Consider the following 13,340-nt stretch of genomic DNA (forward strand, 5'->3'; position numbering starts at 1 on the left):
GCGAGGCCGCGCATGATCCGCCGCCTGCACGACACCAACGACCTGGTGCGCGCGTTCCCGCGCGTGCATTTCGTCGGCATCGGCGGCACCGGCATGAGCGGTATCGCCGAAGTGATGCTGACGCTGGGCTATGAAGTGTCCGGCTCGGACAACGCCGACAACGTGGCGACCCGCCGCCTGGCCAGCCTGGGTGCGCGCATCATGCGCGGCCACTCGGCGGCCAACGTGCTGGGCACCGACTGCGTGGTGGTCTCCAGCGCCATCCGCGAAGACAACCCGGAACTGATGGAAGCGCGCAGCCAGCGCATTCCGATCATGCCGCGTGCGGCCATGCTGGCCGAGCTGATGCGCTTCCGTCGCGGCATCGCCGTGGCCGGTACGCATGGCAAGACCACCACCACCAGCCTGACCGCTGCGGTATTGAGCGAAGGCGGCCTGGACCCGACGTTCGTGATTGGTGGCCAGCTGCTGGCCGCCGGCGCCAACGCCAAGCTGGGTGGTGGCCAGTGGCTGGTGGCCGAGGCCGACGAAAGCGATGGCAGCTTCCTGCGCCTGAATCCGTTGATGTCGATCATCACCAACATCGATGCCGATCATCTGGAGAACTACGGCAACGACTTTGCCCGCGTGCAGGCGGCGTTTGCCGAGTTCCTGCAGCGCCTGCCGTTCTATGGCCTGGCGGTGCTGTGCATCGACGACCCGGAAGTGGCTGCGCTGGCCGCCAGGACCCCGCGCCACGTGATGAGCTACGGCATGAGCCCGCAGGCCGACGTGCGCGCCGAGAACGTGGTGCAGGAAGGGTCGCGCATGCGCTTCACCCTGCGCCTGCCGCAGGGCACCAGCCAGGAAGTGGTACTGGCACTGCCGGGCAGGCACAACGTACTCAACGCACTGGCCGCCGCCGCAGTGGGCTGGCAGCTGGGCGTGGCCCCGGACGCCATCGCGCGGGCGCTGGAAGGCTTCGCCGGTGTCGGCCGTCGCTTCAACGATCTGGGCGAAGTGACCACCGCCAGTGGCGCCAAGGTGCGCATCATCGATGACTACGGTCATCACCCGAGCGAGCTGGAAGCCGTGTTCGCCGCCGCCCGTGGTGGCTGGGCCGACAAGCGCCTGGTGGTGGCCTTCCAGCCGCACCGCTACAGCCGAACCCGCGACCAGTTCGACAAGTTCGCCGCGGTGCTGTCCAGCGTCGATGCGCTGGTGCTGAGCGAGGTCTACCCGGCTGGCGAGGAACCGATTGCCGGTGCCGACTCGCATGCGCTGGCCCGTGCCATCCGTGCCCGCGGCCGCAGTGAGCCGGTGGTGGTGGGCAAGGCCGCCGAGCTGGCCAGCGTGCTGCCGGACGTGCTGCAGGACGGTGACCTGCTGCTGATGATGGGGGCGGGCGACATCGGCGCCGTGGCTACCCACATCGCGGTGGAAGGCTTCAAGGGGGAGGGCGAGGCGTGAGCGCGCTGACCTTCCCGCCGCTGCGCGTGAGCGACCCGGCTGTATTCGGTCGCGTCGCCGTGCTGCTCGGCGGCACTTCCAGCGAACGCGAGGTGTCGCTGGATTCCGGCCGCAACGTACTGGAAGCACTGCAGTCGCGCGGTGTCGATGCGTTCACGGTGGACGGCATTCCTGCGCTGGCCAAGGCGCTGGCTGCCGGCGGCATCGACCGTGTGTTCAACATCCTGCACGGCCACAACGGTGGTGGTGAGGACGGCATCGTGCAGGGCCTGATGGACGCCTTCGGCGTGCCGTACACCGGCTCGGACGTGCTGGGCTCTGCGCTGAGCATGGACAAGATCCGTACCAAGCAGGTGTGGTTGTCGCTGGGCCTGCCGACCCCGCAATACCGCAAGGTCGACGCATCGAACGTGCATGCACTGGCGGCCGAGCTGGGCCTGCCGGTGGTGGTGAAGCCGGCCAACGAAGGCTCCAGCGTGGGCATCAGCCGGGTCACCGACGACGCCGGCCTGGATGAGGCCGTGGCCCTGGCTGCGCGCTACGACGGCCAGCTGCTGATGGAGCAGATGGTGGTCGGCGACGAACTGACCGTGGCCATTCTTGGCGACGTCGCGCTGCCGTCGATCCGCATCGTGCCCAAGGGCCAGTGGTACGACTACAACGCCAAGTACATCGCCGAGGACACCCAGTACCTGTGCCCGGGCCTGGACGGTGACGCCGAAGAAGAAATCCGGCGCATCGCACTGGCCGCGTTCCGTGCCGCCGGTTGCCGTGGCTGGGGCCGCGTGGATGTCATGCGTGATCGCAGCAGCGGCCGATTCTTCCTGCTGGAAGTGAACACCGCACCGGGCATGACCAGCCATTCGCTGGTGCCCAAGGCCGCAGGCCAGGCCGGCATCAGCTTCGAAGAGCTGGTGTGGCGCGTGCTGGAACAGACCCTGGAGGCCTCGCACGCATGAACGCGGTGCTGCGCATCTTCGTCTGGCTGTTGGCGCTGTCGGTGGTTGCACTGCCGGTGGTGGCCGTGGTCAATGGCTGGGTCGGCGCCGAGCGCTGGCCGCTGGCGAAACTGCGCGTGCATGGCGAGTTCAAGCGGGTACCGGCCGAACAGCTGCAGCAGGTGCTGCTGCCGTATGCGCGCGCCGGGTTCTTCGCGGTCAAGCTGCAGGATGCCCAGGACGCACTGGAAAAGTTGCCGTGGGTGGAAAGCGCACGGGTACGCAAGCAGTGGCCGGATGTGCTGGAAGTAACCCTGGTCGAGCACAAGCCGTTCGCGCGCTGGGGCAACGACCGCCTGGTTTCCGAGCAGGGCAAGCTGTTCCCCACGCCGAAGAAGCTGGCCGACCTTGCGCTGCCCGAACTGGATGGCCCGGACAGCCAGACCAAAGAAGTGATGAAGCTGTACAGCGACTCGCGTGCATTGTTCGCACCGGCCGGCGTCGATGTGCGCCGGGTGACGATGGATGCACGCGGCAGCTGGTCGCTGGTGCTGAGCAACGGCACCGAAGTGGTGGTCGGCCGCGACGACGCGCGCTCGCGCATGCAGCGCTTCGTCAAGGTACTGCCGCAGCTCAACCGTCAGGACGCGCCGATCGAGCGCGCCGACCTCCGTTACACCAATGGTTTCACGCTGAGCTGGGGTACCCCGGCCACGCCGGCGAAAGCGCCGGCGACCCCGGCCAGAAGCACGCAGGAAAGGACATGAATCGCAAGGGTGACAAATCGCTGATCGTTGGCCTGGACATCGGCACCTCCAAGGTGGTGGCGCTGGTGGGCGAGTATTCGCCGGGCAACCCGATCGAAGTGATCGGCATCGGCTCGCACGAGTCGCGCGGTTTGAAGCGCGGCGTGGTGGTGGACATCGAATCGACCGTGCAGTCGATCCAGCGCGCGGTGGAAGAAGCCGAGCTGATGGCCGGCTGCGAGATCCGCTCGGTGTACGCCTCGATCTCCGGCAACCACGTGCAGTGCAAGAACTCACCGGGCATCGTGCCGATCCGCGACGGGGAAGTGACCTGGGGCGACCTGGATCGCGTGCTCGATGCGGCCAAGGCGGTGGCGATTCCGGCCGACCAGAAGATCCTGCACGCGATCCCGCGCGAGTACGTGCTGGACGATTCGCAGGAAGGCATCCGCAATCCGGTCGGCATGACCGGCGTGCGCCTGGAGGTGCATGCGCACCTGGTGGTGTGCGCACAGTCGGCTGCAGCCAACATCAGCAAGTGCGTGCAGCGCTGCGGCCTGCAGGTGGATGACCTGGTGCTGTCCTCGCTGGCCTCCAGCGTTGCGGTGCTGACCGCCGACGAACGCGAGCTGGGCGTGGTGCTGGTCGACATGGGCGCCGGCACCACCGACATCGCGGTGTTCGTGCAGGGCGCGATCTGCCACACGGCTTCGCTGCCGATCGCCGGCGACCACGTCACCAATGACATCGCGCACATGCTGCGCACGCCCACCCCGGAAGCCGAGCAGATCAAGGTGCGCTACGCCTGCGCCCTGGCCCAGCTGGCCACCGCCGAGGAAAGCATCCAGGTGCCGTCGGTGGGCGACCGTCCGCCGCGCCGCATGCCGCGCCATTCGCTGGCGCAGGCGGTGCAGGGCCGTTACGAGGAAATCTTCGAGATGGTGCAGGCCGAACTGCGCCGCTCCGGCTTCGAGGAACTGGTGCGCGCCGGCATGGTGCTGACCGGTGGTGCCTCGAAGATGGAAGGCGTGGTCGAGCTGGCCGAGGAAATGCTGCAGATGCCGGTGCGCGTGGGCATCCCGCAGCACGTCACCGGGCTGGGCGAAGTGGTGGGCAACCCGGTGCATGCCACCGGCGTGGGCCTGCTGCTGATGGGCAGCCAGATCGAGCACCCGCGGCGGCCGTCGCTGCCGACCGGGCGCGCCGGAAGCATGTTCAAGAAACTCAAGACCTGGTTCCGCGGCGAGTTCTGACGCGGAACCCGTAACACCGGGGTCACCCCGGCGCAGCACCTGCAGTACCCGCATCACAACGCAGCAACGCAATACACAACCCACACAGCCGCAACGGCAACATGACACGCGAAGGCAGGAGGCCCGACCGTCCATGCCACCGACAAGCGGATACAACGAGGACACGGACATGGCGCATTTTGAACTGATCGAAAAGATGGCACCCAATGCGGTGATCAAGGTGGTTGGCGTGGGCGGCGGCGGCGGCAATGCCGTGGCGCACATGGTCAACTCGGCGGTGGACGGCGTGGAATTCATCACCGCCAACACCGACTCGCAGGCCATCAAGAATTGCGGTGCCAAGCTGCAGCTGCAGCTGGGTACCAACGTGACCAAGGGCCTGGGCGCAGGCGCGAACCCGGAAGTCGGCCGCCAGGCCGCGCTGGAAGACCGTGAGCGCATCATGGACGCCCTGCAGGGCGCGGACATGGTGTTCATCACCGCCGGCATGGGCGGCGGCACCGGCACCGGCGCTGCACCGGTGGTGGCGCAGCTGGCCAAGGAGATGGGCATCCTGACCGTGGCCGTGGTCACCAAGCCGTTCCCGTTCGAAGGCCGTCGCCGCATGCAGGTGGCGCTGAAGGGCATCGAGGAACTGAGCCAGCACTGCGACTCGCTGATCACCATCCCGAACGAGAAGCTGATCACCGTGCTGGGCCGCAACGCGACCATGATCCAGGCATTCCGCGCCGCCAACGACGTGCTGCAGGGCGCCGTGCAGGGCATCGCCGACCTGATCGTGCGTCCGGGCCTGATCAACGTCGACTTCGCCGACGTGCGCACCGTCATGTCCGAAATGGGCCTGGCGATGATGGGTACCGGCACCGCCCGTGGCGATGACCGCGCCCAGGCCGCTGCCGAATCGGCCATCCAGAACCCGCTGCTGGACGACGTGAACCTGGCCGGTGCCAACGGCATCCTGGTCAACATCACCGCCGGTGCGGACTTCACCATGGCCGAGTTCGACGAGATCGGCCGCACCATCGACGGCTTCGCTTCGGAAGACGCCACCGTGGTGGTCGGCACCGTGCTCGACCCGGACATGCAGGACGAAGTGCGCGTGACCGTGGTTGCCACCGGCCTGAACCGCGTGTCGGCCAGCAAGGCCCAGCGTCCGGGCGAGCGCGCGCCGATCAAGCTGGTCCGCAACGCCACCACCGGCCAGCCGGAGTTCGGCGACTTCGACAACGGCGGCGACGCCGTGTCCAAGGCCGTCGGCGGCATGGGCCTGGGCCTGCGTCGCGCCAGCAGCGATACCGCGGCGGCTTCGGCCCCGTCGGCGCCGTCCTCTTCGGCCCCGGCCGCGGCAGAACTGCCGAACGATTATCTGGACATCCCGGCGTTCCTGCGCCGCCAGGCGGACTGAGCGGGCCGGCCCGGGGTTGTCCTCCCCGGGTTGCGCCACCATGTCCTGAAATCGCGGGCGCCGGGCCAGGATGGGCCCGGCCGCCCTGCTTCATGTGCGTCCCATTGGCGCGCCGGTGTGTCCTGCCTGCCTTTCAGCCGGGGTAGGGGACCGTGCGTGTTAATCTAATGTGTCACTTCCGGTCCATCCCCCATGATCCAGCAACGCACCCTCAAGAACACGATCCGCGCCACCGGCGTTGGCCTGCACAGCGGTGACAAGGTCTACATGACCCTGCGCCCGGCACCGGTCAACCATGGCATCGTGTTCCGCCGCGTGGACCTGGACCCGGTGGTGGAAGTGCCGGCCAAGGCCGAGCTGGTCACCGAAGTGACGCTGTGCACCGGCCTGACCTGCAACGACGCCAAGATCCAGACCGTCGAACACCTGATGTCGGCGCTGGCCGGCCTGGGCGTGGACAACATCATTGTCGAACTGTCCTCGGCCGAGCTGCCGATCATGGACGGTTCGGCCGGCCCGTTCGTGTTCCTGCTGCAGTCGGCGGGCATCGTGGAACAGGATGCGCCCAAGCGCTTCATCCGCGTGCTGAAGACCGTGGAAGTGACCGAAGGCGACAAGGTGGCCCGCTTCAGCCCGTACGAGGGCTACAAGCTGGGCTTCACCATCCAGTTCGACCACCCGATGATTCCGGCCAAGCAGTCGCGCCAGGAAATCGAGTTCTCGACGCTGGCCTACACCAAGGAAATCTCCCGCGCGCGCACCTTCGGTTTCATGCGCGACCTGGAATACATGCGCGAGCGCAACCTGGGCCTGGGCGGTTCGATGGACAACGCCATCGTGCTGGACGAGTTCCGCGTGCTCAACGAAGACGGCCTGCGCTACGCCGACGAATTCGTGCGCCACAAGATCCTCGATGCGATCGGCGACCTCTACCTGGCCGGTGGCCAGGTGCTGGGTGCCTACGAAGGCTTCAAGTCCGGTCACGCCCTCAACAACAAGCTGGTGCGGGCGCTGATGGCCGACGCCACTGCCTGGGAATGGGTCAGTTTCGACTCGCCGGCGACGCCGGATCCGGTCGAATATGCCACTCCGGCCTACGCCTGATTTATGTAGGTTGTTGAATTAAAAGGCAAAAACGCCGCCTTCCAGGGCGGCGTTGTCGTTTCAGGCGTGTTCGGCGCATTCAGCATGCTTGACACGCGTCAAGGCCGGTTCGAGGTCACGGTTTTGTGAACCTGTTGGATCGGAAGCCTGAATTTAACGCAGTTTTAACAACAATCTAACGACAGGCCCCCGGATGGCAGCTAGGATGCGACCCGGCCCCCGAAATGTTTCACGCCGTGGTGACACGCGCGACGGGGAGCGGAGCCGGATGCTCCGTTGTCGTCAGGACCGCTTCTTCGGCTTCGAAGGAACGTCCTGCAGGCAAGCCAAGGCGTCGCGTAGCCCTTTGTGCGTGGCGGCTGAAACTGCGTGGGGTCCATTCCGGTTGTCGAGCGCTGGGGAGCGCGTGGGAGTGGGAGACGCAGTCTTGATGGTCACCCTGGTGGCCTTCAGCCCGATGGAACGGGCCGCGTCGAGCAACTGGGCTTCGGCAAGCCGCAACTTGGCATGCCAGACCGGGGACTCGACGAGAAAAACGAGGTGTTCCCCGTCCACATTGGCCAGCCGGCAACGGCTGCGCAGAGGTGGCGGCAACTGGGGGCGCAACTGACGGTCCAGCGCGTCGAGCCACAAGGCACGCCGCAGCGGGTTCCCGCTTTTGTCCGCCATCACCGCATCCAGCGCCGGCTTCGGCACTGACGCGGGGCGAACGCTGGATTTCGGCTCAGACATGAAAACTCACTGATGGCATTCAAAAAGATCGTAATCAAAACGCGTGAAGGACAGGCCAAGTCGTCGCCGATCGCGCGTTTGCGGTTCTATTTCGAGGACCGCCCCCGCGCCCTGCTGGGCAGCGTGCTCGGGGTAGGCTGCATTATCGGCCTTGCTGGCGGCATTGGCGCCAGCGCGCTGAATGATTCCCGGCTGCAGGCCAAGGTCGAGCGCCAGGATGCGGAACTGGCCAAGGTCAAGCGCGATGCGCAGACCCAGGTCAACGCGCTGGCGGCACGCCTCGGCGAGCTGCAGGCGCAGGCTACCCGCCTGAACGCCCTTGGCGAACGGCTGACCCAGATGGGCAAGCTGGAAGACGGCGAGTTCGACTTCAACGAGACCCCTGGCCTCGGTGACGGCGATGCCGGCGGCCCGACCAGCGACATCCCGGTCAAGGACGTCAACGCCGACTTACAGGTGCTGGAGCAGCGTTTCGCTGCTTCAGGCCGCCAGTTGTCGGTGATGGAATCGCTGATGTTCGACCACCAGCTGCAGCAGAACGCCGTGCCCTCGCGCATGCCGATCCGCAACAGCTACGTGACCTCCGGTTTCGGCACCCGTGCCGACCCGTTCGGCCGCGGTGCCGCCACCCACAAGGGCATGGACTTCCACGCCAGGGTCGGTGACCCGGTGATGGCCGTGGCCGAAGGCGTGGTCAGCTTCTCCGGCGTGAAGGGCGGCTACGGCAACGTGGTCGACGTCGACCACGGTAACGGCTATGTCACCCGCTACGCGCATAATTCGCGCCTGGTGGTGAAGGTCGGCGACCTGGTCCGTGCCGGGCAGGAAGTGGCCAAGGCCGGTTCCACCGGTCGTTCGACCGGCGCCCACGTGCACTTCGAGGTGTGGGAGAACGGCAACGTGGTCAACCCGCGCAAGTTCCTCGGCGACGGCGGCAACACGCCGGTCGGCCGCGTCAGCCGCGGCTGATGCCCGGGTCGGATCCCTTCCGCGCCGCGGGAGGGCTCTGACCCGATGCGGTTGATCTGGTAGTGCCGGCCGCTGGCCGGCAATTCCTTGAGGGGCCCGAACGAGGTTGCCGGCCAGCGGCCGGCACTACCGGGAATGTTCGGATGCCATTGCCGCCAACGGGTTGAAACCCCTTGCGGCCGTCCCAAGCTACAATGGGTGTTGCCATCGACAGGGCGCCAGGCGCCCTGTTTCGTTTGCGGCGGACGGATCCCAAGGGGGAGGCCGGGCGTCGTGTCCATCCAACCCGGTTCCTTCAATGATCAACAGCCTGCTTACCCGCGTATTTGGCAGTCGTAACGAACGACAGCTGCGCCAGCTCAACCGCATCGTCGCCAAGATCAATGCGCTGGAGCCGGAGATCGAGAAGCTTTCCGACGAGCAGCTTCAGGCCAAGACGCCGGAGTTCAAGCAGCGCATCGCTGACGGTGAAGCCCTGGACAAGGTGCTGCCGGAAGCCTTCGCGGTCTGCCGCGAAGCCGGCCGCCGCGTGCTGGGCATGCGCCACTACGACGTGCAGCTGATCGGCGGCATGGTGCTTCACCTGGGCAAGATCGCAGAAATGCGCACCGGTGAAGGCAAGACCCTGGTGGCGACCCTGCCGGTGTATCTCAACGCGCTGGAAGGCAAGGGCGTGCACGTGGTCACCGTGAACGACTACCTGGCCCGCCGCGACGCCGCGCAGATGGGCAAGCTGTACAACTGGCTGGGCCTGAGCGTGGGCGTGGTCTACCCGGGCATGCCGCACAGCGACAAGCGCGAAGCCTACGCCGCCGACATCACCTACGGCACCAACAACGAATTCGGTTTCGACTACCTGCGCGACAACATGGCGCTGTCCAAGGCCGACCGCTACCAGCGCGGCCTGCACTACGCCATCGTCGACGAAGTCGACTCCATCCTGATCGACGAAGCGCGTACCCCGCTGATCATCTCCGGCCCGGCCGATGATTCCCCGGAGCTGTACATCCGTGTCAACCGCGTCGTGCCGCACCTGGTCAAGCAGGAAGCGGAAGACGGCGAAGGCGACTTCTGGGTCGACGAGAAGGGCAAGCAGGTGCACCTGTCCGAAGCGGGCATGGAGCACGCCGAGCAGCTGCTGGTCGAAGCCGGCATCCTCGATGGCGAGACCGAAGGCCTGTACGCGGCACAGAACCTGACCGTGGTGCACCACCTCAACGCCGCGCTGCGCGCGCACGCCATCTACCAGCGTGACGTGGACTACATCGTGCGCGACGGCGAAGTGGTCATCGTCGACGAATTCACCGGCCGTACCCTGGCCGGCCGCCGCTGGTCCGATGGCCTGCACCAGGCGGTGGAAGCGAAGGAAGGCGTGCCGGTCCAGCGCGAGAACCAGACGCTGGCCAGCATCACCTTCCAGAACCTGTTCCGCATGTACAAGAAGCTGTCCGGCATGACCGGCACGGCCGATACCGAAGCGTTCGAATTCCAGAGCATCTACGGGCTGGAAGTGGTGGTGATCCCGACCAACCGCCCGACCATCCGCAAGGACAGCCCGGACCAGGTGTTCCTCAACCGCAAGGGCAAGTTCAACGCGGTGCTGGCCGACATCGAAGAATGCGCCAAGCGCGGCCAGCCGGTGCTGGTCGGTACCACCTCGATTGAAACTTCGGAAATGCTGTCCGAGCACCTGAGCAAGGCCGGTGTGAAGCACGAAGTGCTCAATGCCAAGCAGCACGACCGCGAAGCGACCATCGTCGCCAACGCCGGCCGTCCGGGCGCGGTAACCATCGCCACCAACATGGCCGGCCGTGGTACCGATATCGTGCTGGGCGGTTCGTTGGAAGCAGAGCTCCACGCGCTGGGCGAGGACGCGACCGACGAGCAGAAGGCCGCGGTCAAGGCCGACTGGCAGAAGCGCCACGAGGCAGTGAAGGCGGCGGGCGGCCTGCACATCGTCGGCACCGAGCGCCATGAGTCGCGCCGTATCGACAACCAGTTGCGTGGCCGTTCGGGCCGCCAGGGTGACCCGGGTTCGTCCCGCTTCTACCTGTCGCTGGAAGACAACCTGATGCGCATCTTCGCCTCCGACTGGGTGCAGAAGGCCATGCGCATGATGGGCATGAAGGAAGACGACGTCATCGAAGACCGCCTGGTCAGCCGCCAGATCGAGAAGGCGCAGCGCAAGGTCGAGGCCCACAACTTCGACATCCGCAAGAACCTGCTGGACTTCGACGACGTCAACAACGACCAGCGCAAGGTGATCTACGCCCAGCGCGACGAACTGCTGGACGCCGAGTCGGTGAAGGACAACGTCGACGGCATCCGCGACGACGTGATCTTCGACGTGGTGGCCCGCTTCGTGCCGCCGAACTCGATCGACGAGCAGTGGGACCTGCGTGGCCTGGAAGCGACCCTCGAGTCGGACTTCGGCCTGCAGATGTCTCTGACCGACCTGGTCAAGGAACACGAGGAGCTGGACGCCGAGGCGATTGCCGCCAAGGTGCAGGAACGCGTCAACCAGCACTTCGCCGAGAAGGAAGCTGGCGTGGGCGAAGAGACCATGCGCGCGCTGGAGAAGCACGTGATGCTGACCGTGCTGGACCAGAGCTGGAAGGAGCACCTGGCGCGCATGGATTACCTGCGCCAGGGCATCTACCTGCGTGGTTACGCACAGAAGCAGCCCAAGCAGGAATACAAGAAGGAAGCCTTCGAGCTGTTCTCGGACATGCTGGAAAACGTCAAGCGCGAAGTGGTGACCCTGCTGTCGCGCGTGCGCATCCGCAGCGACGAGGAAGTGCAGGCGCTGGAAGCGGCCGAACGCCAGCAGGCCGAAGCCCGCCTGAGCCAGTCGCAGTTCCAGCACCAGGACGTGGGCGGTTACAGCGCCGACGAGGAAGCCGCGCAGGTGCAGGCTGCCCAGCAGGGCGTGGCGCAGATGCAGCGCGACGAGCCGAAGATCGGCCGCAACGATCCGTGCCCGTGCGGCAGTGGCAAGAAGTACAAGCACTGCCACGGCCAGCTGAGCTGATGCCGAAGAGCCCCGCGAAAGCGGGGCTTTTCGTTTGTGGCAGGGGAGTCGCAGCGCATCCGTGATTGCGCCGGCCGCCCTGTTCTGGGCATGCTTCCCCCATGCCTTCCCCCACCCGATCGATCCATGTCGTGGCCGCCGTCATCACCGACGCCCGTGGCCGCGTGCTGCTCAACCGCCGTACCGAGAACCGCGACATGGCCGGCCTGTGGGAGTTTCCCGGCGGCAAACGCGAATCCGGCGAGACCTCCGAACAGGCGCTGGTGCGCGAGCTGCGCGAGGAACTGGGCATCGAGGCCGATGTCGGCGAGTGGCTGATGGATGTGCCGCAGCGCTATCCGGACAAGCACCTGACCCTGGAGGTGCGCCACGTGCGCAGCTGGAAGGGGACGCCGCGCGGGCGGGAGGGCCAGGCAATCACCTGGGTGGCGCCGGACAAGCTGGGCCGCTATTCAATGCCACCGGCCGACCTGCCGGTGGTGGCTGCCCTGCGCCAGCCCGACAGCTACCTGATCACCCCGGCACCGGCCGATGATGAGGGCGGCTTGCAGCATTGGCATGAACAGCTGCAGCGCGTGGTGGCCGCGGGCCAGCAGCGCATCCAGCTGCGGTTGCCGACGGCGCATCCGCAGCGGCAGGCGATGGTCGAACAGGCCGTGCGCGCGCATCGTCGCAGTGGGGTGCAGTGGCTGCTCAATCGCGATATCGAACTGGCACGCGCATTGGGCGTGGGTGTGCATCTGGGCAGCGAACAGCTGCTGCAGCTGTCGCAGCGTCCGCTGCCCGAGGGCCAGCTGGTAGCCGCGTCCTGCCACGACCTGCAGCAGCTGCAGGCCGCACAGCAGCTGGGCTGCGACTTCGCCGTGCTGGGCCCGGTGCAGGCCACGGCCAGCCATCCGGACGCGGTGCCGCTGGGCTGGGACGCGTTCGCCGAGCTGCGCGCGCAGGTGTCACTGCCGATCTATGCGCTGGGCGGCGTGGGCCGCGGTCACATCGCCGAAGCGCGTCGCCATGGCGGGCAGGGCATCGCCGCCATTCGCGGGCTGTGGCCAGAGTGAGCCGGCATGCGGGGTCAGATCCCTGCGCAGCAGGGCTCTGGCGCCTCCCGATCACAGCGTGATCCAGAAACAACCATATTGCCGTCGCAACCCCAGCACCGTCGAAGCGCGCGCCACGCTGCCCGGCAACGTCTGCTCCAGGCGCAGGCCGACCGGATGGCGCACGGCCGGCGGCTCAGGGTCGGACCCCTGCGCAGCAGGGCTCTGACCCTCCTCCGGCACTGCGACCTGGTCCTGCCGCGGATACACCGGCACCACGTCCACCAGCGGCCGCCGCGCCAACGATTCCAGCTGGCCGAGGATGCGCTGCGCGCCCGCATCAGAAACCGCGCCCCACAGGTACAGCGAGGACAGCCGATTGACGTCGTTGCTGAGGATGCCGTTGCGCAGTGCGTCCACGAGCTCGCTCAGCCGGCGCGGGCAGCGTGCACCCAGCGTGTCGCGCGCTGCGGTATTGCCGGTCGGGGAGGGCGGCGGCAGCCGTGACCGTGCACCCACGCTGTCGCAGGGCCGGTCGGTATACACGCTCTGGCCCTGCGCATTGGTGCAGCGGTTCAGGCGCGTGGAATGTGCGTGGGCGACGCTCGACAGCACGCACAGCGGCAGCAGCAACAGCAGGAAGGAAAGCCGGATCATCCTCGCAGGGTAGCGCCGA

At 66.8% G+C, this 13,340-nt stretch carries 10 protein-coding genes and 1 pseudogene; 9 read left to right on the plus strand and 2 right to left on the minus strand.

Going from position 1 to position 13,340, the window contains the following annotated elements; translation table 11 throughout:
• The first annotated feature begins 12 nt into the window (after positions 1 to 12).
• From murC to lpxC, 6 genes and pseudogenes are all read left to right on the plus strand, one after another.
• A complete protein-coding gene (murC, locus tag CKW06_RS03495) occupies positions 13 to 1,449 on the plus strand; it encodes a UDP-N-acetylmuramate--L-alanine ligase (RefSeq protein WP_005408080.1) in 1,437 nt (478 codons plus the stop codon).
• A complete protein-coding gene (locus CKW06_RS03500; RefSeq protein ID WP_024957278.1) occupies positions 1,446 to 2,408 on the plus strand; it encodes a D-alanine--D-alanine ligase in 963 nt (320 codons plus the stop codon). Before murC ends, CKW06_RS03500 begins: the two co-directional genes overlap by 4 nt.
• Positions 2,405 to 3,082 (plus strand): annotated as a pseudogene (locus CKW06_RS03505) (cell division protein FtsQ/DivIB); the annotation flags it as partial. The gene CKW06_RS03500 and the pseudogene CKW06_RS03505, both read left to right, overlap by 4 nt.
• Positions 3,083 to 3,150: 68 nt before the next feature.
• On the plus strand, positions 3,151 to 4,386 hold the full coding sequence (gene ftsA, locus CKW06_RS03510) for a cell division protein FtsA (RefSeq protein WP_005408083.1): 1,236 nt from the start codon (positions 3,151 to 3,153) through the stop codon (positions 4,384 to 4,386).
• Positions 4,387 to 4,555: 169 nt separating this feature from the next.
• A complete protein-coding gene (gene ftsZ / locus CKW06_RS03515) occupies positions 4,556 to 5,791 on the plus strand; it encodes a cell division protein FtsZ (protein WP_005408084.1) in 1,236 nt (411 codons plus the stop codon).
• A gap of 192 nt (positions 5,792 to 5,983) precedes the next feature.
• Positions 5,984 to 6,895, plus strand: a complete 912-nt coding sequence (gene lpxC, locus CKW06_RS03520) for a UDP-3-O-acyl-N-acetylglucosamine deacetylase (protein ID WP_005408085.1) — start codon at positions 5,984 to 5,986, stop codon at positions 6,893 to 6,895.
• Between the two features lie 282 nt (positions 6,896 to 7,177).
• Here the strand turns inward: lpxC and CKW06_RS03525 are convergent, their stop codons facing one another.
• A complete protein-coding gene (locus CKW06_RS03525) occupies positions 7,178 to 7,627 on the minus strand; it encodes a DciA family protein (RefSeq protein WP_005408086.1) in 450 nt (149 codons plus the stop codon).
• A gap of 12 nt (positions 7,628 to 7,639) precedes the next feature.
• Between CKW06_RS03525 and CKW06_RS03530 the strand changes: the two genes are divergently transcribed.
• From CKW06_RS03530 to CKW06_RS03540, 3 genes are all read left to right on the plus strand, one after another.
• Positions 7,640 to 8,596 carry a M23 family metallopeptidase gene (locus CKW06_RS03530; RefSeq protein ID WP_024957280.1) on the plus strand — a complete coding sequence of 319 codons (957 nt, stop codon included), beginning with the start codon at positions 7,640 to 7,642 and terminating at the stop codon, positions 8,594 to 8,596.
• Between the two features lie 298 nt (positions 8,597 to 8,894).
• Positions 8,895 to 11,627 carry a preprotein translocase subunit SecA gene (gene secA, locus CKW06_RS03535; RefSeq protein ID WP_024957281.1) on the plus strand — a complete coding sequence of 911 codons (2,733 nt, stop codon included), beginning with the start codon at positions 8,895 to 8,897 and terminating at the stop codon, positions 11,625 to 11,627.
• Positions 11,628 to 11,728: 101 nt separating this feature from the next.
• Positions 11,729 to 12,685 (plus strand): Nudix family hydrolase, encoded by a 957-nt coding sequence (locus CKW06_RS03540; protein WP_024957282.1) that lies wholly within the window; start codon positions 11,729 to 11,731, stop codon positions 12,683 to 12,685.
• Between the two features lie 51 nt (positions 12,686 to 12,736).
• Here the strand turns inward: CKW06_RS03540 and CKW06_RS03545 are convergent, their stop codons facing one another.
• A complete protein-coding gene (locus tag CKW06_RS03545; RefSeq protein WP_024957283.1) occupies positions 12,737 to 13,321 on the minus strand; it encodes a DUF4124 domain-containing protein in 585 nt (194 codons plus the stop codon).
• Positions 13,322 to 13,340: the final 19 nt, after the last annotated feature.

The organism is Stenotrophomonas maltophilia, assembly GCF_900186865.1.
GTDB classification, from domain to species: domain Bacteria; phylum Pseudomonadota; class Gammaproteobacteria; order Xanthomonadales; family Xanthomonadaceae; genus Stenotrophomonas; species Stenotrophomonas maltophilia.

Bases quoted from the DNA above. Each gene is read 5' to 3' on its own strand.
- murC (WP_005408080.1), top strand. From the start codon at position 13: ATGATCCGCCGCCTGCACGACACCAACGACCTGGTGCGCGCGTTCCCG.
- ftsA (WP_005408083.1), top strand. From the start codon at position 3,151: ATGAATCGCAAGGGTGACAAATCGCTGATCGTTGGCCTGGACATCGGC.
- ftsZ (WP_005408084.1), top strand. From the start codon at position 4,556: ATGGCGCATTTTGAACTGATCGAAAAGATGGCACCCAATGCGGTGATC.
- lpxC (WP_005408085.1), top strand. From the start codon at position 5,984: ATGATCCAGCAACGCACCCTCAAGAACACGATCCGCGCCACCGGCGTT.
- CKW06_RS03525 (WP_005408086.1), bottom strand. From the start codon at position 7,627: ATGTCTGAGCCGAAATCCAGCGTTCGCCCCGCGTCAGTGCCGAAGCCG.
- CKW06_RS03530 (WP_024957280.1), top strand. From the start codon at position 7,640: ATGGCATTCAAAAAGATCGTAATCAAAACGCGTGAAGGACAGGCCAAG.
- secA (WP_024957281.1), top strand. From the start codon at position 8,895: ATGATCAACAGCCTGCTTACCCGCGTATTTGGCAGTCGTAACGAACGA.
- CKW06_RS03540 (WP_024957282.1), top strand. From the start codon at position 11,729: ATGCCTTCCCCCACCCGATCGATCCATGTCGTGGCCGCCGTCATCACC.
- CKW06_RS03545 (WP_024957283.1), bottom strand. From the start codon at position 13,321: ATGATCCGGCTTTCCTTCCTGCTGTTGCTGCTGCCGCTGTGCGTGCTG.